Raw genomic sequence first — 25,829 nt, 5'->3', positions numbered from 1 at the left:
CACCCGCAAAATCGTTTGTGCCGAAATTCGGGGTAAGTTCGGTCGTGCAATTGCCAGCATCGCTAGCGTGAAGCGGGCAGAACGGACGCACTTTAACGACCGGGCGAAGTTTGCCGGCTCGACTGCCGATATGCAGAGAAGAAGTCACGTCGTCTGCTAGTCGAGTTCGCTCACTCCGCGTTCAGCTGTCGTATGTCGTCGCCACTCATCACTGCCGAGATCGTTACGGCCTGTCGCAATGGCGCGGGCGAAGCTGCCGAAGCGTGGCAACGGGCCTTCGGCGAGAAGTGCGAATTCACGCTCGGTGAAAAAGCGGACCTGCTGACTCTCGTTGCTCAGGATGCCTGGAATCACGCGGGACTCGCGGTCGTGCTCAATCAGGCTGCCGGGGCTTATGCCCTGTTAGTGGCCGATGGCGAAGGCGCGCTGCCGGGGTGGATCGCCGCGCCAGATGCCACGGGCAAAAGCAAACTCGCCACGCTCTCGCAAGAGTTCGGCATGATCCTGCTTCCCGAAGCACTCATGCCCACTAGCGATCAAACGGCCCGCCTCGAGAACCTGCAAGAAGCGCTACTTCGTTGCCAGGCGACGGCAGCGCCCGAAGTTCTGCCGCTCACAATTCAATTCGGAAGCAAGAGCCTGCCCGCGGTCTTGATTGGCGTGGCCGATCATCAACTCCTCCTCTCTGCCGGAGCTCCGGCTGCAGCCGCTCCGGCAATCAGCGAACCGGTCTTTGTGCCCGCGGCTGCAGTGGCCACACCTGCGGGGGGACGTTTTGCCAATGTACTACGCGCGCCCGCAGCACCCGTTAGTCAGGATTTTGAAGACGGCATTCCGGCACTCCCTTCCTACACCCGCAGCTTGCTGAAGATTAAGGTGCCGATTGTGGCTTCACTGGCCACAACCCAGCTACCCGTCGGTCGGATTTTGGAAATCGGCCCGGGGTCGATCATTCAGTTCGATCAATCGTGCGAACAGCCGTTGTCGCTGGCTGTGGGCGAGCACGAGTTCGCGGTGGGCGAAGCAGTGAAGGTCGGCGAAAAGTTCGGCCTGCGAATTACTTCCATGGTCATGCCCTCTGAGCGCTTCTGGTCGGTTCGCGGCCAGCGGGAATAGTTCGAGTCCTCGGGCGGACGAAATCGCCGCAACTTCTTCCCAGCTGCCTCCCCCGCCGCAGTGGCTGCAGCGCATAATCAGGGCTGGTTGTGCATCTTGGTCACAGCCTTTGTTTATCCCGCTCCGCCGCAGGTACTTCGATCCATGAGCATTCGCTTGTTCGCCAGCAGCCTCTTGGCTGCTTTCACTTTACTAACGACTGTTTGTCCCGCTGCTGATTCTTGGCCCACATTTCGCGGGTCGGGACGCACGGCTGTATCGCCGGAGAAGTCGCTGCTGCAAGAGTGGCCCAGTGCAGGGCCCGCGCTGGCCTGGGAAGCCAGCGGCGCTGGTCGTGGCTACTCGAGCCTGGCGATTGCCGGCGGCAAGATCTATACGCTCGGCGACGGTCCATCGACCGCCGAAGATAAGGACGAATATCTCCTTTGCTTTAATCAGGCCGATGGCAAGCCCTTGTGGAAGACCAAAACGGGCAAGGCCTGGACGAACGGCCAAGAGAATTGGCAAAGCTCGCGCAGCACACCGACCGTCGATGGCTCGTCGGTCTATATTCTCACTGCTCATGCCGATTTGATTGCCTGCGACGCGAACGACGGCCATGAACTGTGGCGGAAGAATCTCAAGAGCGACTTTGGCGGGAAGAAGGGAGACAACTGGGGCTATAGCGAATCGGTGCTGATCGACGGCGACCGCTTGATCTGCACACCCGGCGGCAGCAGCGCGACGATGGTCGCCCTCGATAAGAAAACCGGCGAGACGATTTGGAAGTCCCCCTTGGCCGACGATCGCGGAGCGGGGCACGCCTCGATTGTGATCGCCGAGATCGGTGGCACGAAGGTCTATGTGCAAACAACGGCTAGCGGTGCCTTGGGTGCGCGCGCCAGCGATGGCGAAAAGCTCTGGCACTACCCAATCGACAAAACAACTGCCGTCATTCCCACGCCAATCGTTCGCGGTGATCTCGTCTTCTTCGCCGCGGGATACAAGCGCGGTGGTGCTCTGCTCAAACAAAAAGCAGTCGGTGACGGGAAGGTAGAAGTCGAAGAGATCTTCCCGATCAATTCGGCCCTCGCCAACAAGCACGGCGGTATCGTTCTCGTCGGCGAATATCTGTACGGCGATTCCGACGATCAAGGAATTCCCTGGTGTGCCGACCTGATGACTGGCGAAATCAAGTGGAAGAAGCGGGGCAGCGGTAAGAAGTCGGCTTCGTTCGTAGCAGCCGATGACCGGCTCTACATTCGCTTTGCCGACGGCACGATGGTCTTGGCCAAGGCTACTCCCGAAGACTACATCGAAGTCAGCAGCTTTAAGATTCCCGGCGGCGGTGAGCGCCCCAGTTGGTCGCACCCCGTGATCGTCGATGGCAAACTCTACCTGCGCGAGCAGGACAAGATCTTCTGCTACGACATCAGCAAGAAGAGCTAACGCCGAAAATCACTCTGCTACGGCGAGCCGCTGAAGATGCCGATCAGTTGCCCGATGGGAATGGTGTAGGCCTGAATTAGTAGCAGCGCGGCGAGGTAGCCCCAGCGGTAGGTGCGATCTTCGTATTCGCACTGCGCCAGGCCGAGCAGCATCAGCATCCAGCCAAAGCCCCGCACCGGCGCGACGCTGTAGGTTGTCACGGCGAACAGAATCAGCAGCGCGTTGCGCGTGTGCTTAATCCGATTGGATTTGGGCAAAAAGAAGAGAATGCCGAGCAGTCCTTCGATCAGCACCGTCCACCAAGTGAGAAACATGGCCAGGGGCGCGACTTGCGCGCCGCCAGCGAGCGTCACTTGCGTGAGACCTGGGAAGTGGCCGCGGATCAGTTGTTCGCGCAGGTCGCGATTCTCGGCGAGTGTGGAGAGCGGAACTCCAGTGGTCCACGACGTGAAATGGGCGAACCGCTCATCGACTAGGAGTTCGAACGTAAAGAACCGCGCGTCGATGTATTGGGGCGTGGTGATTTTCCAAACAGTTGCCAGGATCATGCACAAGGCAATGAGGAGTCGGCTAGTGCGGGCGAGCGACTCGCCCCATTCTGATTTGGGGAGCGAGAACGTGCAGCAGAGGGCCAGTGTCCAATAGACGAACAGATACTTGTGATTGTCGGCCGATTCCCAATTGAAATAGACCGTGGCCCCCAGCAGCATCGCGGTAACGTACCAAAACGCCGGGGCATGCAACCAGCGACGAAAGATCAGCCCGAGCGCGAAGAGGGGAACCAGCAACACGCTCAGGTACCAGGCCTGCGGCGCGTGAACGAGCAAGTGCAAGATCGTGAGCGGAGGCAGAATCACCAGCGGATCGAGCGCCAGCCAGCGCCGCTGCGAGAGCGAAGCGAAGCCTGATTGCGAAATGGTCGGCGGAGAGACAGCGATCATTGGGCTGGCTCCTCGAGGAATTTTGTGGCCGAAAGGAGCAGCTTGTTTTCGAGATTGTTGGTTCCTGCGGGCATGCTGTACTTCCACAACTCGACGCGCACCGCCCTGAAGGGAACTGCCGATGAACTTTCTGCGCCGCGTGGCAGAGAAGTGAGCGGAGTTGTGCGGGCTGATTTTGTGGCCAAGTCGATGACGGCCAGTTTCTGTTGCCGCAGTTCGTGCAGGCGGATGGCCGTCAGTGGTTGGCCGGGTGGCTCAGCTTGCAGGAGGGCAGCCAGTTGCTCGTGGGCCAGAACGGGATCGATCCATTGCCGCTTGCTCAGCCGAGTGGCCAGGTATTGCAGGGAATCCTGACTCGGCGCGGCGCGCAGTTCGTCGGCCCGCTTGGTCAGTTCGGCGGGCAACTCCAGGGCCCGCTCGCCTTGCTCGGTGACCAGCCAGCAGCGGACAGAGCGGGCATTCTCGCCATCGATGGTCGAGAACATGCCGAAGCCGCCCCCTTTCCAGGGCGTTTGGCCAAGCGTCATCACGCGGTACCCATGCAGCGCGGCAACCAGGCAAAGGCAGAGGGGCGCGATCAGCACGCGCCGGTTCTGCAAGCTGCGATCGGCAGCTTGAAAGTCGGTCGTCGTTGGCTTGGTTGTAATCGACATAATCGCTACGTTGCGCAGGCATGCAGACCTGTTCCCGGCAAGTTTAGGTCACACCTTGGCGCGCGATGGAATCGTTCACGCGCGCACTGGCGGCGATCATTCGTGGGTAGAGTGGGGCGAATCGCACGATCGGCTCCCCAGTCTCGCTGGAAGTAGTTGAGGTGAGGCCCACCCAACCGCAGCACCTGGGCTGAATGGATCCGCCTAGTCAACCTCAAACAACCCAACTTCTCCGCACGCATCCGCCGGAAACTGTTCGTCATCACCGGCCCGTTACGGTATTCTGGGAGTTGCCGATTCGGTTCGGTTCCTTCCTCCATAGCCAACACCGCCAGGCATCTCGCGCCATGCGAACCATACTTCTCTCTGTTGCCTTACTTGGCTGTACTACACTCCAAGTATTCGCAGCCCCGTTCGTGCCGGTGCGCGACCCGCAAACGGTCGCGTTTTCGCCCAGTGGCACCGTCGTGGCCACTGGTTGCTCCGGCATGTCCGATGGCAGCTTTCCGCCGCGGCCTCACCCCGATGTTCGCAAGTGCGCGGTCGTCGCCATTTGGGATGTGGGAACGGGCAAGCGCCTCGCTCGCATGGAAATGTTTGGCGACCTGACCCAACTCGCCTTTTCGCCCGATGGCACCTTGCTCGCTGCTGCCCGCTTGTTCGCCACTCCCGATGGAGTGCCGATGCACGAGGTTCGCTTGTGGGACGCCACCAGCGGCCGAGTGGTGAAAGTGCTCGACCGCTGCCATGCCTTCGAGTTTTCGGCCGACGGCGAAAAACTGGCCGTCGTCAGTCGCAGCAAGTGTGTGATCTACGACCGGAACGACTGGAGCAAAGAGCACCAGATCAAACCCCTCGGCGGCTGCGTCAGCGTGGCGTTCCCGCTCGATGGCACGTCCCTCATTGGCGTCTGCCGCGAAACGCAGAAAGAGGGGCCAGACCAATACCTGATTCGCAAATGTGAAATCGCGACCGGCAAGTTAGTCCAAACCTCGCAGCCATTGACTCAGCCCTTTTTTCGAGTGGCGATTGCCCCGGATACTGTCCACCTCGCCACCGGCCACGATGGCGGCAATGTGCTGATCTGGGATCTGGTCAATCTCACACCCCAAACGCGTTTGCAAACAGGCGTGAAGGGGATTGCTCATCCGTTCTTCTCGCCCGACGGCAAGTACCTCGCCGCGGGTTGCCAGGACAATGGCGACGTCGTCATCTGGAAGTTGCCCAGTGGCGAAGAAGCGGGCCGCTTTACGTTCGAGAAGGGAACCTTCCGCACCTATCTCACTCGGGGTGCTGACGACACCTTTCGCCCCGAGAAAGACCCCGCTCGCTTCAGCTTCAATCCCGATAGCAGCGCGTTCATGGTCGGCAGCTATGGTGGCATCATCCGACAAATTGAAGGTGGCCGCGAACTGATGCGGTTCGGGGATTAACAGCTGTCCCGAGGCAAGCGATACTCCACCTTAGCAAGGCGATTGCCCTGACGGGGACAGTTGCTAAGAATGCACTATCTATCGCAAGGAAGACATTCTGCTGCTGGGGAGATCGAAAACCATGACCACTACCATCGTGCTTGCCGGGGGTTGTTTCTGGTGTACCGAGGCGGCCTTCGAGCAGTTAAAGGGTGTCAGCGATGTCACGAGCGGTTATGCCGGCGGGACGAAGGAAAGCGCCAATTACCGCCGCGTGTGTGACGGGAATACGGGCCATGCCGAAGTGATTCGCGTGACCTACGACCCAGAGCAGATTTCGCTCGACACACTCTTGAGTGTGTTCTTCGATGCTCACGATCCCACAACGCTGAATCGCCAGGGAGCAGACCAGGGGACGCAATATCGCTCGGCCATCTTCTATGCCGACGATGCCCAGAAAGAGGCCGCGGCCGCGAAAATTAAGGAGCTAACCGAGAAGCGGGCCTTCGCGCAGCCAATCGTCACGAGTCTCGAACCGCTCGTCGAGTTCTTCCCGGCAGAAGATTACCACCAGGACTATGCCCAGCAGCATCTCGATCAGCCCTACATTCAAGGGGCAGCCATCCCAAAGGTATGCAAGGTCCGCGCGAAGTACGCGGGACTGATCCAGCGCGACTAAAAAGACCTCTGCATAGAACTCGTCACGCTCCGCCGCAACGGCCTGTGTTGGCCTACTTACCGCAGTAGTCGATCGCGCGGGCGATTTCGCTCTTCAATCGCGAGCGGCTGACGATGCGGTCGATGAAGCCGTGCTGCAGCAGAAACTCGCTGGTTTGAAATCCCTTGGGGAGTTCCAGGCGAATCGTGGCTTTAATCGTGCGTGGGCCGGCGAAGCCAATCAGCGCCTTCGGTTCCGCAAAGACCAGATCACCCAGCGAAGCAAAGCTGGCCGCGACGCCACCCATCGTGGGATTCGTCAGCACCGAGATGAACAAGCCGCCAGCCGAGTCGTAGCGAGCCAGAGCTGCCGAGACCTTGGCCATTTGCATCAGCGACAAGATCCCTTCGTGCATGCGGGCGCCACCGCCCGAACCGCTGACTATGATGAGGGGCAAATTCTCGGCAGTGGCACGTTCGACTAACCGGGCCAGTCGTTCGCCTACCACCGAACCCATGCTCCCCATGATGAAGGCCGAGTCGGTCACACCCACCGCGACGCGGCGAGCGCGAATCATGCCACAGCCCGTCACGGCAGCGTCGGTCATGCCGGTTCGCTTCTGTTCGGCAATTAGACGCTCTTTGTACGGTTTCGAATCGGCAAACTGCAGCGGGTCGGTTGGCAGCAGGTTTGCGTCCCACTCCTCAAACGTACCTTCGTCCAGCAGCTGGGCGATTCGCTCGGGGGCAGAGACGTAAAAGTGATACTCGCACTGCGGGCAGACGTTGTGCTGTTTCTCGGCTTCCTTTTTGAAGATCGAGGCACTGCAGCCTGGACAGCGCAGCCAGAGCCCTTCGGGGACGCCACGTTTAGGCCGTTTGATGTTGGATGGCGTAGTCACGATAGACATGGGGGAGGAGGATGATATCGAGGCTGTAGGGAGGGCTCCCATGACATGCTCCAATCCAGGGCGACTATGCGCTAGGTTGCCGGGGTCATGCAAGCAAATTCCGGCTTTTGATTCTACAAAAATGCGGGCTGTCGGCAGGGGGTCAATTGTCTCGCGATTGCGGCAGGCCTATCCATTAGGGTATCGGTTGCCGGCCATTGGCCGGCGCAGTTATTCCGCCTTTACTAGGCAGCGCCCCCTGCAACAGGGAGTACAGCGGCCGAAGTATGTGCTAGCACCACGCGGCGAACGTCGTCGTTCCCCAGATCGAGCAACTGCCAGCCGCCACATTGGCACTCGGCCTTCCACAGGTCGCCAAGTTCACCGGGAGTGATGACGTTGCGGACCAGGCTGAAGAGTGGTTCAGGCAATACCAGGGCAATCGTCCCCGTCCGATGCTTGCGTAAAAGTCGGTCGACACCAACCCGCACGCGGGCCTGGGCCATGCCGACCGGTTCACCTTCCGGTGGGCAGACGGTTTCCGGGTGGTCTTGCAGTTGACGATAGACCCGGGGCTGGGTGTGTTTCAACTCGTCGACGAGTTTGCCGTGCCACAGGCCGTGATCGACGTTCTGAAAATCGGCCAGTTGCCGCACCTTCAGCCGGCGGCTGTTGGCGAGTTGCGTGGCCGTTTCGACCGCACAACGGCAAGTGGAACTGTAGAAGTAGTCGATATCGACTTGCTGCAATTCAGCGACCAGGCGAACCGCTTGGGCGGTGCCGACATCGCTGAGCGGCAAATCGAGAGTTCCCTTGATGCGACCTTGTTCGTCGAAATCAGTCGCAGCAGAACGAATCAGCAGAATACGAACCATACAGGATCGAACTTGACCTCCTTAAAGACGTGCCAGTTGAGTAAGTTGTTCGACAGCCGGCCGATAGCTCGCCTGCCCGAAGATCGCTGACCCAACTACGAACCACTGCGCTCCTGCCTGCGCACATCGGCCAATGGTCGACGTGTTGACGCCGCCATCCACCTCTAAAATCACTTCGGGCCGAAGTTGGCCCGTTTGTTTTTGCGTATTCAACGTCTGCAATTTGTCGAGTGCCACGTCGTGAAACTTCTGCCCGCCAAAACCGGCTGGCACGCTCATGACAAGAATTAGGTCGACAGCCCCCAAGTATGCATCCAGCGTGCCAAGAGGAGTCGCGGGATTCAGTGCGATTCCCGCTTTCACTCCCAGGGAGTGAATTTCGTTGACCAGCGGCTGCGCATCAGCAACGGCTTCGACGTGGAAGGTAATCAGGTCCGAGCCCGCTTCGGCGAACTGCTTCAAATACCGCTCAGGCTTCTCGATCATCAGGTGAACATCGAGCGGAAGTTTCGTCACTTTACGCAGTGCAGCAACGATCGGCATGCCATAAGACAGATTCGGGACGAAGTTGCCATCCATGACATCCAGGTGCAAAGCACGAATGCCAGCATCCTCCAACGTACGGACTTCGCGCTCGAGATTGGCGAAATCGCACTGCAGCAGCGACGGCAGCACCAATGGCGTCGCCCCGCGTAAGGAATCGATGGACTGACTAGCAGACATATCCTCCGGACTACCACGCGACAGACGTTGTGCTAGCAACTGGCTAACAAAGTCTCGAGTTCGCTTCGGCAGACCGGCCATACCCGTTTCGGAAAGCACGTTATCCTTGTCGCCGGCACTCCATTCCTGCGACCATAACGCGTGGATGACTGGCCCCACGTTGCCGCAGAACTGCCATCCGAAGAGGTCTATCTTACCTGCCCGTATTCTCCACGTCAGTAACATCTGAACTTCACAAACGGCACTTTTGGGTGGGTGCAGCGAGCCCAACTCCCCTATCAGTCACCGCTATCCGCAATCCCACTAAGCATTTGCGGCTGCGGAGTACGCCATTCTGATTGCGGGAACCCGCAATACTGCTTCGTTGCCTCCAGTTCCTGATCGCTAAAGATGGTTGAACAGCCGCTGAATTGCCCTTTGAACAGTTGATAATTGCGAAAGTTGCGCAATCTGCACACACATCCAGAACGAACATAATTTCTTTCCTTGAAATAACTTATGGCGTTCCAGCAAGCGCGAAAAATTGCCGAAATCCCCTGTTCAGTCAACTTGCCTGAATAGTACCTATCCAGGGGGTGTACCAATCGCTGGTCCGCGCGTCTCATCCGCTGCTCCTCCCTTCTGGTCACCCGTTAAACATCTGCCATTAAACACTCCTCATTTGACACGTCTGGTCACGGCTCGAAAAAGCTCCTAACCGTTCGCGACGCCACTTAACCGCGATCAGCACGCGCTTCGGGTTTCCTGAATTGCGGCGCAACTGAGTGTCAGTTCCCCCGACAACATGCTGCCGTGAACGCTTGCCGGAATTCGAACCCATTCACGCCAGCCTGTTTTTTAGGTAAGCGCGAAGTGTCAGCGAGGAGAGTGAAAAAGCGGATCGGAAATGAATTCCGCGCGCGAGGCGTTGTGACATTTCTAATAGGATCGATGAGTGGGACGGAGCAAATGGCTTTGCGGTGCCGAAGGTTCGAAACGGCGAGGAGCAAGGTTTTGAGTCAGGAAAGAGCGCGAAACGATTGGTGCTCGCTGCTACGTAGAATCGGCCGGCAGACAACGGTGTGAGATTTGGGGAGTGAGTTGCGTGCGAGAGTTGCTGCCGTACATTCCGACTGAAACGGTTGTTCCTGCTGGTTCGTCGTTACCTGAGTGGAAATTCGGAAGGCCGTCAGCCACAATGGGAACATCTTATCTTTGCCAGGAATGAACAACATGAGTAAGTATCGCTCGGTCTTTTGCGCGTTCTTTTGGACAAGCGCGGTCGCTGGTCTCACGCTCGGCCTTTCGCCTGGCAGCGTGCGAGCCGAGGAAGAAGAAGTGCCGAAGGCGGAGGTGCAGATTCTCGAACGGATCAAGGCCGCGATCCCAGGTGTGATTGAAGACAAGCCCGCGGATGATAAGAAACCGAAGGCCAAAGACGAACCGACCGTCGACGTGCCACGCACGGCAGCGGTGACGTATGGCCCGCGCTATCTCAAGCTTCATTTGTTCGACGGCAGCGTGATCACCGGTGACCTGTCGATTGCCGAGATCAACGTCGACACGCCCTTCGGCAAGCTGGTGGTGCCGGTCGAGAGGATTCGCAGCTTCTCGCCTGGGCTCGATAGTTTTCCGGAACTTTCGGCGAAGATAGTCGACACGATTAAGAAGCTGGGGAGCGACGATTACAAGACGCGCGAACAGGCCCACAAAGATTTGGCTGCGATGGGCGTGAAGGTGCAGAAGGAACTCGAAAAGTTTGTCAGCGACGAGAACGCCGAGATCAAGCGGCACGTCGGCGAGATTCTCAAGGAGTTTGAAGAAGCGGCCGAAGAGCAAGGGGACGATGAGGAATCGCCCGTCGAGCAAGCTTGGATTCGGCAGGATACGGTCGTCACCAGCGACTTTACCGTGGTGGGCAAGGTCTCGCCCGCGGAGTTCAAAATCAACAGCAAGTATGGTGAACTCAACGTTAAACTGGCCGATGTTCGCCGCGCTGAACGTGAAGCGGGCGCGAAGGAATCGTTTCGCAAGAGCGTGACGGTGCAAGGCGAGAACTTGGCCCAACGATCGTTCAAGAGCACCGGCATTCGCGTGCAAGCCGGCGATCGGATCACGATCAAGGCCGAGGGGAGCATCGTGATGTCTCCTTGGGGGAGCAATGCCAGCAGCGGGCCCGATGGAGCGCCGAACTATGGCTGGTACATTCCCAACCAGATTGCCGGCGGCGCGCTCGTCGCCCGCATCGGCGAGAAGGGGACCATATATAAGGTTGGCAAGCAGCACAGTGTGGTGGCCAAGACATCGGGCGTGCTGCAATTGGCGATCGGCATGCAGGGCGACTACGCGGGCGATGGTTATCAGTTTCCTGGCGAGTATCGCGTGAAGCTGAAGATTGATCCGAAGTAAATGCCCACCGAATATCCAAGCGACTTAGGCTTCACGGTTCTTTATGACGAAGGACCGTGCCTGGTCGTGAACAAGCCAGCCGGCCTACTGACGCAAGCGCCGCTGGGGATCGATAGCCTCGAACTGCGTGTGAAGCGATTCATCAAGCAGTGTGAAGGGAAGACCGGCGAGATTTATCTCGGCGTGCCCCATCGGCTCGATCGGCCTGTGTCCGGTGCCATCGTCTTTGCCCGTCACGTGCGCGCGGCCAGGAAAATCTCGGAGCAGTTCGAAGGGCGAACGGTTTCGAAAACCTATTGGGCACTCGTCGGTGGGCAAGTGGCCGAGCCGCAAGGAACTTGGACCGACTTCTTGAAGAAGATCGACGGCGAGCCGCGGACGGTTATCGTCGACGAGCATGATGTCGGCGGCAAGCTCGCGATCTTGCATTACCGCGTGATACAAGTCCTGCCGCACGGCACTCTGCTGGAGATCGAGCTCGAAACGGGGCGCACACATCAGATTCGCGTGCAGTGCTCCTCGCGCGGTTTGCCTCTACTGGGCGACACGCTCTATGGCAGTCCCGCCACCTTTGGTCCGTGGAGCAACGATGAGCGGGAACGATTCATTTCGCTGCACGCTCGCAACCTGAAACTAAAGCATCCCATGACACGCGAGCCGATTGACATCAATGCTCCGCTGCCGCCGCTGTGGCAAGATTATGGTGTGTCTTAGTTATCATCTCGCGGAGCGAGATGACTACATTTGAAATGCAGCGGGAAAGCCACCGGCAGCTTGAATGGCGATTTCGATTTCATCCTGCGCAACGAGTGTCATTGCAATTAACTGTTGAAGCCGGCCAAACGATGCGGATTCGCGAGTGGCCTGTTCTGCTTCCAGCCATTTGCGGCAGACTCGATAGGTACCGACTTGAAAGGCTTCGATACGATCGAGCAGATGAGTCTCGGTGTGGTCCACTGCAGGCGGAGTGCTCGGCGCAGTGTGCTCCAAGTGAGGTTCGGTGAGGTGCAACTGGATCAATCGCTTACCAAGCGACGCCAGTGAAGCGAATAATTGATCGCTCGCGGGAAAGAGGACTCGCGGGAACTCCATCGCCAGTCCCGCCGAGTAACGCGTGCGATAAGTGGCCGAGTGAAAGAGTGCATAGACATAGGCGAGCAATTCTTGCGGTGGATAGGTAGCAAGTTGTGCGGCGCTAAAGTTAGGAGCGAGAGTGCTCGAATCGTGTGACTGCAGCCAGAGTGGGAAGAACGATTCGCTGCCGCGGTTGTCGCTGCGGATGACTCCATCGAGCGGCAGCGAGTCGGTGATCCAAAAGAAGTTGCACTCCTTGCCAGCCAGTGATTGCCGCCGCGCGAGGAGGGTCAGATTGCCTTCAGACAGATGACGTGTGAACTCGGGCCGCGGCCAATCGATCATGGCGGGATGCCAGAAAATGTAGCGCCAGACGAATGGTCGATACAGGCAGCGGCGAATAAACTGCTGCGGGTCGCCAGAGTCGCGAATCAATTGGCGGGCGGCGGACAATTTCCAACTGCGGGTGTCGCCGGGCAAGTAACGGGTCGAACGAGTGCGGCTGAAGTACTCCTGACGGATCGCGGCATCATCAATGGTGGGATCGACGAACCTCTCAATCCGTTGCAGCAATTCTTCGCGAGTGCGGGCGACGACGAAGTGATCTCGGGCAGTGACCGGGACTGTCGAGTGCACTGGCATCAGTTCCGTGAGGAGTGGCGCGCTCGCGTATTCCGCGGGAACTTGTTCGCGCTGCGGGACGAACGTGAACCAAGGCAACCGCGGCTCGCAAAGTTGCGGACTCAGATCGGCGTTTTCATCCGCAGGACACAACCGCGCGAGTTTGCCAGCGCGCGAGCCCCAAAGTTCGGCGTACGTTACTTGCGGTGGCGAGTGTTGCAGGCTCTTCACAGCCGTCACAATGGCTATTCCCTGGCTGAGGCCAAAGACGTTTTCATCGCGCTCGGCGTGCGGCGATGTTTCCTGTCGCTTGAAGTTGCCGTGCAAATCGACGACGTCGATCTGCGGTAGCGCGCGGAGCAACTGCTGCCGGGCAATGCGGAACGTGGCGTTATCGAGCCAACCATGATTGGTGACCAACGAAATGACGCCGGCCCCAGCTTGTTCGATGCACCACTGCGACAGCCGCAGAAACTTGACGTAGTCGTCGTGCAACCAGGTCTTTCGTTCGCCCAACTGCTGATCGTCGATGGCGAAGTAACCCGCCACGCCGTTACTTCCGCGTATCAAATCTTGAATCCACGGCTGCTCGTTGCGCGATAGATACGAGAATGGTGGGTTGCCGAGGATCACGGTATTCGGTTCGCTTAGGATTGCCAAGTTCTCAGGTCCGTCGAGCGCATTACCGAGTTGTAATCGCGGCTGCGGAAAATCAGCATCCGGCACAATTCCGTGCTCGGCAAGTTGAACGGCGATTCGCAAACGTGCGATCAACAGCGGGACGCGGCCGATATCGATGCCGATGAGTCGTGGCAGCAAACGAGCGGCAGCGTCGATGGCCGACTTGCTTTGCTTCAAGACGTGTTCAATCGCAGCGGCCAGAAACACACCGCTGCCGCAGGCTGGTTCCAAGATTTGGACAAAGGGGCGATCGAGCGGTTTGCCGGCCTCAACTAACTTCGGATGACTTCGCAGTAGCTGCTCCCAGGTCGTGGCATCTCCCAAACCCGCTGACAGGCCGAACGCTTGCTTCAGCTGATGGTCTAAGGCGGCAACACAAAAGCGAGCGATGCTTGGCGGCGTATAGAACGTACCGGTCGAGCGCCGCGATTGTTTCGCCAATCCCTGCAGCAGCAGTTCGTAGACGTGCCAGGTGAGAGAGTCGTCTGCATTGCTTGAGTTCGGATCCGAGGCTGGCCGATCGGATCGCACGTCTTGCAGTCTCGTTAAAACATCGCGAGTCCAGCCATCCGCCCCATGCAGCAACCAAGGCCAGCACGGTTCGAGTTGCTCGTGATAGCGGCCTACGACAACCGTAGCACAAGCAAGCGCTCCAGCAAGTGAATCCGCGGCAGACGAAGCGTCGTCTGAGTCTGCACTGCCACCGCTAAACCTATGAAAATCCTTGACCAAGCTCGCGGTCAGTAATCGCTGATGCTTGAGCAAGCTGAAGGGCTTGGTCCGCACGCGACTACGCGCCCAGCACGGAGAGTGATGCAGGGCCAACATAGCCCGTCACCACCGCGCCAAAGAGCGTGTGGGGGGCGATTTCGTAAATAGCCAGAGGCACGATTTCGCCGGTCAAGCGCGGGTTACCATCGAACACGACGATGCGATCGCAGGGCGTGCGACCGACGAGTTGCACGGGATTGCTTTGTTCCAGCAAAGCTTCGCCATGTTCTTTCTTCGCATGTTCGCTAGGGCCTTCGACGAGAACTTCGACTCGCTGGCCAAGCAACCGCTGGTTCTCTTCTTCGCTGATGCGATTCTGCAATTCCAGCAGTTCGTTGTTACGCCACTGCTTGACGTCGTGCGGGACGTCGTCCGGCATCAGGTCCGCAGCCTTCGTGCCCGGGCGCTCGCTGTACTTGAAGATGAAGCTGTTCTTGAAGCGGCACTCAGCAACCAGGTCGTAGGTGAGCTGAAAATCTTCGTCCGTCTCGCCGCAGAAGCCGACGATGAAGTCGCTGGTCACAGCAGCATCGGGAAGCGTCGCTTTGATGCGGCCAAACATTTCGCGATACTCTTCAATCGTGTAGCCCCGCTTCATCCGCTTCAGCATCGTGTTGCTGCCACTTTGGGCGGGCACGTGCAGATAGGGCGAACACTTGGGCAAGTCGCGGACGGCCTGCAACAAGTCGTCGGTCATATCCTTGGGATAGTTCGTGACGAACTTCAGCCGCTTGAGACCTGCGATCTCGTGCAACTGCGCGAGCAGGTCGCTCAACCGTGTGGTCTTGCCGCTGGGGTCGCGATACTTGTAGCTGTTGACCGTCTGTCCGAGCAGGATGATTTCTTTGCAACCTTGGTCGGCGAGCAGGCGGGCTTCTTCGATAATCTGCTCTGGCGGCCGACCTTGTTCCGGGCCGCGAGTATTCGGCACAACGCAGTAGGTGCAGAACTTATCGCAGCCAATCTGAATGCGCAGATAAGCCTGAAACGGAGTCGGCCGCATCGACGGATCGCGGAGTGGATCGAACGTTTCGTGACTGCGGCGAATCTCATCGGCCGAGCCGGCGGTGCGACCAAGGCCCACGGCGAGCTGCTTGCCTTTGCCGGCAGCGATCTCTTCGAGCAGGTCGGGAATCTTGGCAAGTTGCCCGGGACCGACAACCAGGTCGACAAACGGCGCACGATCAAAGACCAGCTTCTGATCTTTCTGGGCCATGCAGCCCATCACGCCGATGATCTTGTCGGGGTTCTTCTGCTTGAACGAACGGAGGCGACCAAGCGCGCTGTAGGTCTTGTTTTCGGCCTGTTCGCGGACGCTGCAAGTGTTGAAGAGGAGGACGTCGGCTGAGTCGAGGTCGCGGCTCAGTTCGAAGCCGCGACGACGCAGGCTGGCCACGACCATCTCGCTGTCCAGCACGTTCATCTGGCAGCCGACGGTCTCGATGTAAAGTCGCTTGGTCATACAATCACGTTTCGCATTTCAAACTTCCCTCACCCTGACTGGTGAGGAATTCGCATCACGCGGAGCATGATGGATTCTGTCAGGCTGCTTTCGATTTTGCCGCTTTGGCTTTCCGTTGCTTCTCGAGTTGCTTGGCCAATCGTTGGCGTTGCTGTTCCGCGGCTGCTTGCTCAGTCAGCTGTGCCAGAACCTGATCGCGATGCTGCCGCATTAACCGCAGGAGGGCGAACACGGCGATATACGCCCCAATGGCAAGCAACACCCAATCCGAAGTTTGCATGTTCGGCATAGCAGGCAAATCCTCGGGAAGGGTTTAGTTTACTTGATCGGACTGCGATTCCACAGGGCCGTTTTCCACCGGTTCAACTCGCCGCGGCAGGGCTCGGCGGCGGGGAACGAGCGTTGTTACCGGCCCAAACACCAGCGGCGAGAATTCCGCAGTTGGAGGATCAATGCGAGTGGTCTCGCTGCTTGTGGGTGGCAGCGGAGTCGCAGCCTGATCGACCACGTCCGCTGGCTGCTGAGGGTTCAGGAGTCGCTCGCGGAGCATTTCGAGCGTGAGAATGTCGTCGTGGCGTCGCGGAACGGGGGCGACTGGCAACTCAAATCGATAATACGAGACTTGTGGTTCTGGTGACGCCGGCTCGAGAGCAGGTGACTCAGCTACGGGCAATTCTATCGGAGCGAAGGTATTGGTTGCAGTCGATTCGTATTCGTCGGGAGCGAACTCATCTTCTTCATCAACTACGTGGTCTTCGTAAGTCGGTTCTGCCGCTGCCGGTTCTGCAAACACGGGAACAACCACAGACTGCGAAGCGACCTGCATCGGTACGGCGTGAAGTTCTTCTGTGGGTAACGATTGTGCTATCGCTTCTTCTTCGTCCTCTTCGTGCTCCGGTTTGCGGTCGCGCGTGAGAATGGTCAATAGCGATGGGAGAAACAGAACGGTGCAAGCGAGGCAGAGACCAACTCCCAGCGTGAGGAGTTGCCCCATGCTGCGGAGCCCTTGATGTCGGGAGAGGATCAGCGTGCCGAAGCCGGCCATGGTGGTGACCGAAGTTAGAATGACAGCGATGACGGTCGAATCTTCGAGCTTGAAACGGCCGCGCTGGCGGCGCATCTCGTGAACGAGATGAGATCCCTCGTCGAGACCGATTCCAATAATGAGTGGCAGGCCGATCATATTCGCCGGGTTGAACGGAATATTGAACCAGCCGATGAGCCCGCACATTTGCACGAAGCCGAGCCCCAGCGGAGTCATGGCGAGGAGCGAATGCCAGAGATTGCGAAAGTCGAGCATTAGCAGCACGAACACGGCAATGAGGGCATAGCAGCCGGAATAGATATAACTCTGCTGCATGTGCTGCGAGGCGTAGAACGTTTGCACCGGATGGCCGGTAACGTGGGGATCGACCGATTCGACTTGTTCCACGAATTTGCTCAGCCGATCGAGATCCCAGATGTTGCCGCGGGCATAGACCTTGATCAGATATCGCTGCGACTTGCCGATATAACGGTCGGTCAGTTCGGTCGGCAGATCGTTTAGCACCGGTGGCGATGGGTCGCTGAACTCGCGCAGGGCCCGCAGTGGTGCGAGGGCATTGGTGGCTAAGGCGGCGGATGTCATTGTTAGCCGGGCCGCCAGTTGTTCGTCGCTTTGATAGTTCATCTGCTGCGCGAGCGCTTCGAATTGACGCTGCAGCGGAGTGTCGTAGGGAGTATCGCGCTCAAGCAGTTGCCTAGCCCGCACGACTTCATGCTTCAGACGGCCGGCTTGAATGGTTACCGGCAGGGGACGCTGTGGCAGATCGACGAGCAAATCGTGGATCTGGGCAATTTGTTGCTGCTTGCGGGCGGTCGAACGTGGCAGCAGCGAGCCGATCTCTTCGGTCTTGGCAACCTGCGGCAACTTCTCGAAAGCTGCTTTCCGCTGCGCTAGCTCTTCTTTCGAATCGCACATCGATACGGCAAACCATACGCTGTCGTCGAGTTGACTGAACAACTCGCGCTCGATTTCGGAACTCTCCAAATGGGCAGGTTGCAGGTTGAGCAGGTTGTGGTCGTACCGCACCCACGCCACACCGGCCGTCAGCACGAGCGTAATCGCCAGCGTACTTGCAATGGTCAGCGAAGGGTGCCGTGTGAGCGGGCGAACCCAACTTGCTGCGGGCAGAATGATTGGCAGGGGCAAGTTCTCGCGGCTGTGATCGACCAGATAGATGAGCGAGGGGAGGACAATTGCCGTGGCCAGCACGCAGAGCAAAATTCCTGCGCCGCCGATGATCCCCAGTTCAGCAATGCCCGTGAACTCCGTCAGTCCAGCTGCGAAGAAAGCTGCCGCGGTCGAGATGGCACCCGTGAAGACACCGGGCCCAACATCGCGGGCGGTGTAAATCAGCGCAGTGGCCGTATTGTGCCCCAGGCGACGTAGTTTGAGATAGCTGGCCACGTAGTGGATGCTGAAATCGATCCCCTGGCCGATCACCACCACGCCAAATGCTGAACTGAGAATGTTGAGATGGCCAATGGCCAGCGTGACGAAGCCGAACGACCAGGCCATGCCCAGTTGCAGCACAACGCACGCCATCAGCGCGTGACGCAGGCCGCCGTAGCCGGCAATGAACAAGATCGAAACAAAGACCATGCTGAGAATGCCAGTCCACAGCATATCGGCCTGGCTCGACTGCATTTCATCGAACTCGATGATCGGCATGCCGGTTAGTCCGATCCAGGCTTCGGGGTAGCGCGAGCGAGTGTCGACGAGCATCTGCCGCAGCGCCGCGATGGCCTGGCTGCCACGGGCCAACTCACTTTCGTCAATCTTTAACTTGCAGAGCACAAAGCCCATGTGCCCGTGCTCGCTGAGCAAATACTTGCTGTCGAACTTGTCGTTCAGCTGCGACCAATCCGGCGGCTTTTGCTGCATCTGTTCGGGGTTTAGCGAGAGCATCAGCGCGTTGGCAACTTCGCCGTAACGTGCTTGCAACTGCTGTTGCGCCTCGGGGCTGGCCGCGCGAACTTTCTCTAAGGTGTCGTTAAGCTGGGCGAGCATGAGACCGGGATCAGCGTGCTTAGCATCGCGGGGCAACAGCCGGCGAGCCTGCTCGGTATGATGCTGCAGCTGATTCAGTTCTTGATCGGGCAGATAGTGGAGTGCCTTGCCGCGGAGCAAAGACAAATTCTGCCGGTCCATGACCGATTGAAACAACTTGCCGCGCATCCGAAGTTGTTCGGATACGTCGTCAAGCACTTTGCGCAGCAACTGCGGATCGGCACTTTGGACGACGACCACCGCATCGTCCCGGTCGCCGAATTCATCGAGATAGGCCAGCCAGCGCTGGTTATACGCGCTCTTAGCGTTCAGCAAATCGAGGCGGCTGGTCTTGAACTCCAGTCCATTGCAGGTGACCAGCAGCGAGACCAGCGTCAGACCTACGGCGGCAGCCACAACCCAGGCCGGGGCCTTGAGCGACCAGGCGGTCAACAGTTCAAGCGGTCGCGAGAGAAGCGAAGTCTCTCCGGGCGGATTCCGTTCCGCGTTCATGCAGCTTCCTGCGTCTATCAAGAGCGACGGGCCTGCGTGACCGGCCCCCGCCGTAACGGCTGAAATGACAGCAAACGATTCTAGTCCGGGTGTTCGGTTTGGAACAAGGCGAACCCGAGATGCGGCAAGTTTGGGGTTAAGAGTTTTGAGTTCGAAGTTAACGAAAATCGCTAGCAACTCGGTCTAAGATTTGGAGCGCGCAAGAAGTCGGGGCAATCGCCGAAAATAGCCGTTGCTTGCACGAGGAAGCTTTAAGTGACTTCCGTGTCTTAGCTTACGGCGATCCTCAGCGGAATTGCCTGAGTCAGGATTCGACTGCGGAACGTCCTCTCCCCGCCAAAATGTCTACCGGCGATGTAACATGACGTAACTGCTGGGACCACTTACTGATAGCAGGCCTTGAGCGTCAAAAGGGCAGAGATATGGCGGAACAACGACCGGCAGACGAGGAGACGTCGTCCCTTGTCGGCAAGTCCGCGTCGGATGGCCCGGGGGAGTCGGCCGATACCGCTAGCGTCGAGTTCGATTTCGACGAGGTCGTCCGCGAAACCCATCCACACATTCGCGCGTACATCGCGGGGATGGGGGTGCCACGGCACGATGTCGACGATGTCGCTCAGGATGTGTACGTCGAGTTGTATCGGTTTTCGGATCGGATTCCCCTGGGTGTGCACCCCAAGCAATGGCTGAAGGGAATCGCCCGGAACTTGTGCCTTAACTACTTCCGGCGGCAGGGTCGCCGGCAACGGTTGCAGCGCGAGGCCTTGGTCGAGATTTTGATCCGAGCCGAACAAGAAGGACCGCCGAGCCTGGCCGAAGGGCCCATTCGGCGAGCCCTCGATGGCTGCTATGAACAATTGCCCGACGAAAGTCGCCAACTACTCCAACTACGCTACGAACGAGAATTACCCAGCCAAACCATTGCCGAGATGCTCAGCAGTACCGCCGAGGCGATTCGCGTCGCCCTGTTCCGTATCCGCAATGGTTTGAAACAATGCATCGCCAGCAGCCTGGCTGCTGAGGGAACCTGATGAGTGAGCCAGCCCCCAATCCTGACCGCGGCCAGACCGACCGGTTGATCAAGCAATATGTCGAAGACCGGCTGAGCCTATCGGCCGAAGAACTCGACCAGTTGATCGAAGCGTTGCGCGCTCAGCCTGCCTTGGCAATTGAACTGCGCACGCAATTGCTGCTCGATGACCTGCTCGCACAAAAGCTGGCCTTCGACCGCCGCAATTTTCTGGCGCAGGTTGGCCAGCGCATTGGCGATTTCGAACAAGGGGAAGAAGAAATCTATAGCCAGGTTTCCGAACTGCGCGCCTTGGCAGAAGCGGAACTGGTCGAGAAGCCCCAGCACGCGCAGAGCAGTCGCTGGACAATGGCCATTGTCGCTGTGCTGGCGGTAACGCTCGCGACCCTGGCGTTTCTCGCGCCGCAGTATTGGCCCGTTGCACCCCGCACGATGGCCGAAGTCCGCGATGTTCACGGGGATGTGTTTACCGTCAAAGGTGAGCAGCGGTCGCTGGTCCGTACGGGAGATTCGGTTTCGACTGGCATTCTCTACGAAGTGGTGCGCGGCGCACACGTCCGCATCGAGTTTCGAGATAAGACGACCGTCGAATTTGGTAGCGGCACGAAGTTTCAATTGGTGGCCGATCGTAAGAGCCAGGCCAAACTGGTGCAGGTCGACCAAGGAGAAGTTGTCGCTCACGTGATGCCGCAGCGCGACTTAGGGCCGATGGTCTTTAACACCCCGCATGCCCGCGCGATCGTCGTGGGGACGGAACTGCGGCTCATCATCGAGCCCGAGCAAACGCGACTCGACGTCACCGAAGGGCAAGTCGACTTTGAACGATTGGCCGGTGGCTCGCCCCTGCGTGTCGCGGCGCATCAGTCCGGCGTGGCAAATCAAACGGGGCTGGTGCTCCGTAGCCTGCAGTGGCCCGATTCCGAAGACCGATTGCTATTCACGTTTCACGACAGCGGCATCCCTCACGTGCGCAATCCCGAAACGGGCAACCCGCGCGAAACGCCTCTCGAAGAGCGCGGGCCTGTCCGCACGATTCATGCTGGCGAAGTCTACGCCTTTGATGGTGGCAGCTATTATTCGCCCGAAGCGGGCGAAGACCTGGTTGCCAATATTCGCGGCAAAGGTGCGTTCACCATCGAGACGATCGTGATTCCCGACTCGGTCTATCGCGTGAAGAACGCGCGCATTCTCGCCCTCGGCGACGATGGCGAGATGGCCAATTTTCAACTGCTGCAGCGCAACAACGACTTGATCTTCAAGCTCTGGACCGATGGCTCCAAGGAACCACAGGAATTGAAGCTGGGCGAAGTGAAGCCCGACCGCGCGGTGCATGTGGCCATTGCCTACGACGGCCACAAACTGGTCGGTTACCTGAATGGCGTGGCGACCAGCGAACTAGATAACATTCGCAGCGGTCTGGCGACGTGGAACACTGGTGCCCTGAGTTTGGGTTCCGATGCCGGTGGAAAGAACGTTTGGCGCGGGCTGATCTGCGGCCTGGCCATCACCGATCACGCGCTGGCCGACTTTGAAGTGGTGCGTAGTGCCGGCCAATATCAAACCCTGTATGCCCGCCGTGACGCTGGGCTGATGTGGGACAATCTGATGGCCGACGATCTCGACCCAACGCGGTTCGCCGGAGCGGGGAATTGGCAAATTGTCGACGACAGTTGGGAAAGCGAAGCCGTCGCCGATGCCTGGTTTGGTTTCGGCCCCGATGATCTGAAAAATTACGACCTGCTGGTCGACGTGAACTGGGTCGAAGGAGATGGCCCGCTGAAGATGACCTTGCCCATCGCCAAGCGGCCGGTATCGGTGGTGCTCGGCAAGAGTGGTGGCGAGCAGAAGACGGCGCTGCAAGATATGGGTGGTCAGCCGATGACCGGAACTGGTTCTATGGAAAGCGAGCATTCGCTGCCACAGGGACGAACCGCACGCGTGGAAGTGAAAGTGCGGCTATTAAAGGACCTGGCTTCGCTCGATGTGACCGTCGATGGTCAGCCTTGGCTCGACTGGAAGGGAAGTCCCGACAAGTTGCCCGAAGTGGTTTCGACGAACCTGCCTGCCTTGAAGAAGCCCGTGCTCGTTACGGCTGGCAACGTCGTCCGGATCGAAGCCCTCAAGATTCGCGATCTGAACCGCATGGCCACCAGCGCGATCGGACAGTAATCGCTGCCTGGCATGCATGTGCTTTTTTCCCGCCTAGTATTACTCATCTTGCGGCAAATCGTTTACCATAGCGAGAGTCACGCGAACTCTCCCCTCGTGTGCCGTTCGGTTTTCCTTTCTTCCCAACGGCTCTCCGGATTTCTCTCTCGCCATGCTACTGCAAACGGTTCAACAGCACCTTCAAGAAGAACAGCGTCGACACTATCCGCAGGCTAGCGGTGAGTTCTCCTGGCTCCTCTCGGGCATCACCCTGGCCACTAAGATCATTGCGGCCAATGTGCGGCGAGCGGGTATCACCGCCGATGTGCTGGGAGCCACTGACACCGAGAACGTGCAAGGCGAGGTGCAGCAAAAGCTCGATGTGCTGGCTAATCACGCCATGATGAAGTTCCTGGGGAACCGTGGCAACGTCGCGATCATGGCCTCGGAAGAAGACGAAACTCCCGTGGTCGTCGAGCGCGATCGGATTCACGGTAAGTATGTCGTCGTATTCGACCCGCTCGATGGCTCAAGTAATATCGATGTGAACGTGAGCGTGGGGACGATCTTTTCGGTCTTACGCCGCGAGCCCGATCCCACCGGCCAACGCGATATTGCCACCGATGTGCTCCAGCCCGGTTATAAGCAAGTGGCGGCCGGATATGTGGTGTATGGTTCCTCGACGATGCTCGTTTACACCACGGGGAACGGTGTATTCGGCTTCACGCTTGACCCGGCGATTGGCGCGTATCTGCTCAGCCATGAGCGGATTGTGATGCCGGACGCTGGCAAGCAATATAGCTGCAACGAAGCGAATTTTGATAGTTTTCCCGAAGGTTATAAGAAGTACTTGGGGCTGCTTCGTTCGGGCGAGACGGGGCGGACCTATTCGTCGCGTTACATCGGCTCGCTGGTGGCCGATTTTCATCGCACCTTGCTCAAGGGTGGCGTGTTTCTCTATCCGCCCACCAAGTCCCATGCGAGCGGCAAACTACGGTTACTCTACGAAGCGAACCCGATCGCCTTCCTCGCCGAACAGGCCGGGGGCGTTGCCACCAACGGCAAGCAGCGGATTCTCGACATCCAGCCCACCGAAGTCCACCAGCGCACGCCACTGTGCGTCGGCAGCAAGGAAGAAATGAACCTACTGATGAAGATGGTGAACTAAGGATTGCAGGGCGAGGCTTAGCGGCAGCGCCAAAGAATGCGATCTGTAATCCCAAGCTGTTGTTGAACGGCCAATATTTCAGCCTTGAAGCGGCGAGCATCGTTGGGATAGCCGGCCGTGGGCTTGAGGCCAGGGACGTGCTGCTGCCAGAAACGATTGAACGGCCGGAGCGAGATTTCGCGCAGGTATTTGGCCGTCATCGAGGCAAGCGCTGCGGCCAGCATCCGTTCTCCTTTAGCGAGGAACTGCAATTCGATTTGCCGGCCGGCATAGTGCAGGCGATAGGCGCTGGCGGCTTTCGATTCACGCAGCACGCGAACCGGCTCATCGCCGAAGACATGCTGAATCAAGTGAGCATAGCGGTCGCGGCCGCCATGCTTATCGCAAGTGACGATGACCGGTGTTCCCGGCAGATCGTCGAGCAGTCCCCTAATCAGTTCCAAGGTGACAAGGGAGAGAACCGTCGCCTTGTTCTCGTGCCGCTCGACCTCGGCATTAAACTTTTCCGGAAAGACCGCTGCTGCGCGAATCGACTTCAGGCTCACATCGAGGCTTTGGAGGCCCGCGCCGAGCGACTCGGTGCAGTGGCCAATTCGCTGTGGGCAGGCGTCAATCGGCAGCTGTTCGTCTTCGGCCACATGCCAGGCCAGTGAAGCCCGCTCGGACTGGCAGTGCGCGGCGAGCGAGTTCCACAAGCTGGTCGTCGAACGAGGTTGTTCGCCCAGCAGAGCCAGGCAACTGAGTACACCGCACTCGAGCGCGGCGAGGCCACTCCCGGGTGAATAGAGTGCCTTGGAATCGGCAATCGCCATTCGAGTTTCGTGCTTCCCACACTCGACTGCAATCAACTCCTGCAAATGCTCGTAAAGATCTGCAGGGCCAATGTTCTGTGGCACTTGCCAGGCACTCGCAGCTACGACTAGCGGCCCCAGGTTGGGACCGTAACCAGCTTCGTCAGTGCCGATGAGCAGGTGCATGATGAATCCGTTCGACGTCAATTGACTGAGCCGGAAGCGTCAGCGCCCGGAAAATTTCCCGCAGCAACAACTTCGGTGCTCTCCGGGCGCTGACGCTTCCGGCTCAGTTGACACGAGTAATTTCTGTTAGACCTTCTTCCAGCTGCCACTCTTGGCACTGTCGAGCACGGCATCGCAAACCTTTTGCGTTTCGAGTGCATCGCGGAAGGTCGGCCCAGCAGGCTTGCCGCTTCCCAGACCTTCGAGGAAGTCTTTTACCTGATGGACGAAGCTGTGCTCGTAACCGATGGCCAGGCCCGGTACCCACCACTTGCCCATGTAGGGATGATCGCCGTCGGTGACGTGAATGCTGGCCCAGCCGCGTAGCGGACCTTCGACGCGATAGTCGAACCACTGCAAGCGGTGCAGGTCGTGTAGATCCCACTTTAGCGAACCGTTTTCGCCGTTCACTTCGAACGTATACAGCGCCTTGTGACCGCGGGCATAGCGAGTCGATTCGAATAGCCCGAGCGAACCGTTGGCAAAGTGGCAGAGGAACGCGCACGCGTCATCAATCGTCACCTTCTCCGACTTGCCGGTGAGCTGATGCTTTCGTTCTTTAATGAAGGTCTCGGTCATGGCGGTGACATCGCTGATGCTGCCGTTGAGCCAGAGAGCAGTATCGATGCAGTGGGCGAGCAAGTCTCCCGTCACACCGCTGCCAGCTGCTGCTGCATCGAGTCGCCACAACGCAGCACCACCTTGTGGAAGGTCGGCATTGATCGTCCAGTCCTGCAAAAAGTTAGCGCGATAGTGAAAGATGCGGCCAAGTTTGCCGCTATCGATGATTTGCTTGGCATATGTGACGGCAGGAATGCGGCGGTAGTTGTACCAGACGATGTTGGCGACACCGGCTTTCTCGACCGCCGCGCACATCTCCTCGCCTTCGGCCGTGTTCATGGCCAGCGGCTTTTCGCACAGAATCATCTTGCCGGCTTGGGCGGCGGCAATCGAAATCTCTTTGTGCAGGTTGTTGGGCGTGCAGATATCGACAGCGTCGATATCTTTGCGGGCGAGGAGCTTCTTCCAATCGGTTTCGATCGACTCATAACCCCATTGTTCGGCGAAGGCTTTGGCCTTGGCTTCGTCGCGGGCACAGACAGCCTTCAGCACGGGGCGATAGGGAAGGTCGAAGAAGTCGTTGACCCGCTTGTAGCCGTTGGTGTGAGCCCGGCCCATGAATCCGTAGCCGATCATGCCAATGTTTAGAGGTTTGGGTGCCATTGCAGGA

Annotated in this window: 20 protein-coding genes; 9 read left to right on the top strand and 11 right to left on the bottom strand. The window is 58.6% G+C overall.

The window, feature by feature from the left end; genetic code table 11:
* Positions 1 to 192: 192 nt before the first annotated feature.
* Positions 193 to 1,116 (top strand): FliM/FliN family flagellar motor switch protein, encoded by a 924-nt coding sequence (locus ETAA8_RS06755; protein ID WP_145086700.1) that lies wholly within the window; start codon positions 193 to 195, stop codon positions 1,114 to 1,116.
* Between the two features lie 144 nt (positions 1,117 to 1,260).
* Complete coding sequence (locus tag ETAA8_RS06750) at positions 1,261 to 2,544, top strand: PQQ-binding-like beta-propeller repeat protein (RefSeq protein WP_145086697.1); 1,284 nt, start codon at positions 1,261 to 1,263, stop codon at positions 2,542 to 2,544.
* A 17-nt stretch (positions 2,545 to 2,561) separates the two neighbouring features.
* Here the strand turns inward: ETAA8_RS06750 and ETAA8_RS06745 are convergent, their stop codons facing one another.
* Entirely contained in the window at positions 2,562 to 3,485 is a 924-nt protein-coding gene (locus ETAA8_RS06745; protein WP_145086695.1) for a hypothetical protein, read from the bottom strand.
* Entirely contained in the window at positions 3,482 to 4,138 is a 657-nt protein-coding gene (locus ETAA8_RS06740) for a hypothetical protein (RefSeq protein WP_145086693.1), read from the bottom strand. The genes ETAA8_RS06745 and ETAA8_RS06740 overlap by 4 nt, the downstream gene beginning before the upstream one ends.
* A 347-nt stretch (positions 4,139 to 4,485) precedes the next feature.
* Between ETAA8_RS06740 and ETAA8_RS06735 the strand changes: the two genes are divergently transcribed.
* Positions 4,486 to 5,571, top strand: a complete 1,086-nt coding sequence (locus ETAA8_RS06735; protein ID WP_202921625.1) for a WD40 repeat domain-containing protein — start codon at positions 4,486 to 4,488, stop codon at positions 5,569 to 5,571.
* Between the two features lie 121 nt (positions 5,572 to 5,692).
* Positions 5,693 to 6,229: a peptide-methionine (S)-S-oxide reductase MsrA gene (gene msrA / locus ETAA8_RS06730; protein ID WP_145086687.1), complete on the top strand. Its 537-nt coding sequence runs from the start codon at positions 5,693 to 5,695 to the stop codon at positions 6,227 to 6,229.
* A 52-nt stretch (positions 6,230 to 6,281) separates the two neighbouring features.
* On the opposite strand, the gene accD is transcribed toward msrA, so the two are convergent.
* From accD to rpe, 3 genes are all read right to left on the bottom strand, one after another.
* Positions 6,282 to 7,109, bottom strand: coding sequence for an acetyl-CoA carboxylase, carboxyltransferase subunit beta (accD, locus tag ETAA8_RS06725; RefSeq protein ID WP_238397696.1), 828 nt, complete (start codon positions 7,107 to 7,109; stop codon positions 6,282 to 6,284).
* A 233-nt stretch (positions 7,110 to 7,342) separates the two neighbouring features.
* On the bottom strand, positions 7,343 to 7,972 hold the full coding sequence (locus ETAA8_RS06720; protein ID WP_145086681.1) for a histidine phosphatase family protein: 630 nt from the start codon (positions 7,970 to 7,972) through the stop codon (positions 7,343 to 7,345).
* 21 nt (positions 7,973 to 7,993) lie between these two features.
* A complete protein-coding gene (rpe, locus tag ETAA8_RS06715) occupies positions 7,994 to 8,965 on the bottom strand; it encodes a ribulose-phosphate 3-epimerase (RefSeq protein WP_238397695.1) in 972 nt (323 codons plus the stop codon).
* Between the two features lie 942 nt (positions 8,966 to 9,907).
* On the opposite strand from rpe, the gene ETAA8_RS06710 reads away from it, so the two are divergent.
* Together ETAA8_RS06710 and ETAA8_RS06705 are read left to right on the top strand one after the other, a co-directional pair.
* Positions 9,908 to 11,083 (top strand): LecA/PA-IL family lectin, encoded by a 1,176-nt coding sequence (locus ETAA8_RS06710; protein WP_202921624.1) that lies wholly within the window; start codon positions 9,908 to 9,910, stop codon positions 11,081 to 11,083.
* The gene (locus ETAA8_RS06705; RefSeq protein ID WP_145086676.1) at positions 11,084 to 11,797 is read left to right on the top strand and encodes an RluA family pseudouridine synthase; all 714 of its coding nucleotides are present in this window, start codon (positions 11,084 to 11,086) and stop codon (positions 11,795 to 11,797) included.
* Between the two features lie 24 nt (positions 11,798 to 11,821).
* Here ETAA8_RS06705 and ETAA8_RS06700 read toward each other — a convergent pair whose 3' ends face one another.
* The 4 genes from ETAA8_RS06700 to ETAA8_RS06685 all read right to left on the bottom strand — a co-directional run bounded on the left by ETAA8_RS06700 (position 11,822) and on the right by ETAA8_RS06685 (position 19,236).
* Positions 11,822 to 14,245, bottom strand: a complete 2,424-nt coding sequence (locus tag ETAA8_RS06700) for a type ISP restriction/modification enzyme (protein ID WP_202921623.1) — start codon at positions 14,243 to 14,245, stop codon at positions 11,822 to 11,824.
* A gap of 4 nt (positions 14,246 to 14,249) precedes the next feature.
* Positions 14,250 to 15,692 carry a tRNA (N6-isopentenyl adenosine(37)-C2)-methylthiotransferase MiaB gene (miaB, locus tag ETAA8_RS06695; RefSeq protein WP_145086670.1) on the bottom strand — a complete coding sequence of 481 codons (1,443 nt, stop codon included), beginning with the start codon at positions 15,690 to 15,692 and terminating at the stop codon, positions 14,250 to 14,252.
* A gap of 79 nt (positions 15,693 to 15,771) precedes the next feature.
* Positions 15,772 to 15,981 carry a hypothetical protein gene (locus tag ETAA8_RS06690; protein WP_145086667.1) on the bottom strand — a complete coding sequence of 70 codons (210 nt, stop codon included), beginning with the start codon at positions 15,979 to 15,981 and terminating at the stop codon, positions 15,772 to 15,774.
* A 24-nt stretch (positions 15,982 to 16,005) separates the two neighbouring features.
* Positions 16,006 to 19,236 carry an MMPL family transporter gene (locus ETAA8_RS06685; protein ID WP_145086664.1) on the bottom strand — a complete coding sequence of 1,077 codons (3,231 nt, stop codon included), beginning with the start codon at positions 19,234 to 19,236 and terminating at the stop codon, positions 16,006 to 16,008.
* Positions 19,237 to 19,658: 422 nt separating this feature from the next.
* Between ETAA8_RS06685 and ETAA8_RS06680 the strand changes: the two genes are divergently transcribed.
* The 3 genes from ETAA8_RS06680 to fbp all read left to right on the top strand — a co-directional run bounded on the left by ETAA8_RS06680 (position 19,659) and on the right by fbp (position 23,582).
* Positions 19,659 to 20,267 (top strand): sigma-70 family RNA polymerase sigma factor, encoded by a 609-nt coding sequence (locus tag ETAA8_RS06680; protein ID WP_145086661.1) that lies wholly within the window; start codon positions 19,659 to 19,661, stop codon positions 20,265 to 20,267.
* Complete coding sequence (locus ETAA8_RS06675) at positions 20,267 to 22,435, top strand: LamG-like jellyroll fold domain-containing protein (RefSeq protein WP_145086658.1); 2,169 nt, start codon at positions 20,267 to 20,269, stop codon at positions 22,433 to 22,435. The genes ETAA8_RS06680 and ETAA8_RS06675 overlap by 1 nt, the downstream gene beginning before the upstream one ends.
* A gap of 151 nt (positions 22,436 to 22,586) precedes the next feature.
* Complete coding sequence (fbp, locus tag ETAA8_RS06670; RefSeq protein WP_145086655.1) at positions 22,587 to 23,582, top strand: class 1 fructose-bisphosphatase; 996 nt, start codon at positions 22,587 to 22,589, stop codon at positions 23,580 to 23,582.
* Between the two features lie 17 nt (positions 23,583 to 23,599).
* On the opposite strand, the gene ETAA8_RS06665 is transcribed toward fbp, so the two are convergent.
* Both ETAA8_RS06665 and ETAA8_RS06660 read right to left on the bottom strand, forming a co-directional pair.
* The gene (locus ETAA8_RS06665) at positions 23,600 to 24,559 is read right to left on the bottom strand and encodes a ribonuclease H family protein (RefSeq protein WP_145086651.1); all 960 of its coding nucleotides are present in this window, start codon (positions 24,557 to 24,559) and stop codon (positions 23,600 to 23,602) included.
* Positions 24,560 to 24,685: 126 nt separating this feature from the next.
* A complete protein-coding gene (locus ETAA8_RS06660; protein WP_145086648.1) occupies positions 24,686 to 25,822 on the bottom strand; it encodes a Gfo/Idh/MocA family protein in 1,137 nt (378 codons plus the stop codon).
* Positions 25,823 to 25,829 lie beyond the last annotated feature (7 nt).

The sequence above is a fragment of the Anatilimnocola aggregata genome, assembly GCF_007747655.1.
Lineage (GTDB): Bacteria > Planctomycetota > Planctomycetia > Pirellulales > Pirellulaceae > Anatilimnocola > Anatilimnocola aggregata.
Note: the sequence above shows the minus strand (reverse complement) of the source record. Positions and strands in the feature narration are given on the sequence as shown.

Bases quoted from the DNA above. Each gene is read 5' to 3' on its own strand.
- ETAA8_RS06710 (WP_202921624.1), top strand. From the start codon at position 9,908: ATGAGTAAGTATCGCTCGGTCTTTTGCGCGTTCTTTTGGACAAGCGCG.
- ETAA8_RS06745 (WP_145086695.1), bottom strand. From the start codon at position 3,485: ATGATCGCTGTCTCTCCGCCGACCATTTCGCAATCAGGCTTCGCTTCG.
- fbp (WP_145086655.1), top strand. From the start codon at position 22,587: ATGCTACTGCAAACGGTTCAACAGCACCTTCAAGAAGAACAGCGTCGA.
- msrA (WP_145086687.1), top strand. From the start codon at position 5,693: ATGACCACTACCATCGTGCTTGCCGGGGGTTGTTTCTGGTGTACCGAG.
- ETAA8_RS06720 (WP_145086681.1), bottom strand. From the start codon at position 7,972: ATGGTTCGTATTCTGCTGATTCGTTCTGCTGCGACTGATTTCGACGAA.
- ETAA8_RS06740 (WP_145086693.1), bottom strand. From the start codon at position 4,138: ATGTCGATTACAACCAAGCCAACGACGACCGACTTTCAAGCTGCCGAT.
- ETAA8_RS06690 (WP_145086667.1), bottom strand. From the start codon at position 15,981: ATGCCGAACATGCAAACTTCGGATTGGGTGTTGCTTGCCATTGGGGCG.
- miaB (WP_145086670.1), bottom strand. From the start codon at position 15,692: ATGACCAAGCGACTTTACATCGAGACCGTCGGCTGCCAGATGAACGTG.
- ETAA8_RS06665 (WP_145086651.1), bottom strand. From the start codon at position 24,559: ATGCACCTGCTCATCGGCACTGACGAAGCTGGTTACGGTCCCAACCTG.
- ETAA8_RS06660 (WP_145086648.1), bottom strand. From the start codon at position 25,822: ATGGCACCCAAACCTCTAAACATTGGCATGATCGGCTACGGATTCATG.
- ETAA8_RS06750 (WP_145086697.1), top strand. From the start codon at position 1,261: ATGAGCATTCGCTTGTTCGCCAGCAGCCTCTTGGCTGCTTTCACTTTA.
- ETAA8_RS06685 (WP_145086664.1), bottom strand. From the start codon at position 19,236: ATGAACGCGGAACGGAATCCGCCCGGAGAGACTTCGCTTCTCTCGCGA.
- ETAA8_RS06705 (WP_145086676.1), top strand. From the start codon at position 11,084: ATGCCCACCGAATATCCAAGCGACTTAGGCTTCACGGTTCTTTATGAC.
- ETAA8_RS06735 (WP_202921625.1), top strand. From the start codon at position 4,486: ATGCGAACCATACTTCTCTCTGTTGCCTTACTTGGCTGTACTACACTC.
- ETAA8_RS06675 (WP_145086658.1), top strand. From the start codon at position 20,267: ATGAGTGAGCCAGCCCCCAATCCTGACCGCGGCCAGACCGACCGGTTG.
- ETAA8_RS06755 (WP_145086700.1), top strand. From the start codon at position 193: ATGTCGTCGCCACTCATCACTGCCGAGATCGTTACGGCCTGTCGCAAT.
- ETAA8_RS06680 (WP_145086661.1), top strand. From the start codon at position 19,659: ATGGCGGAACAACGACCGGCAGACGAGGAGACGTCGTCCCTTGTCGGC.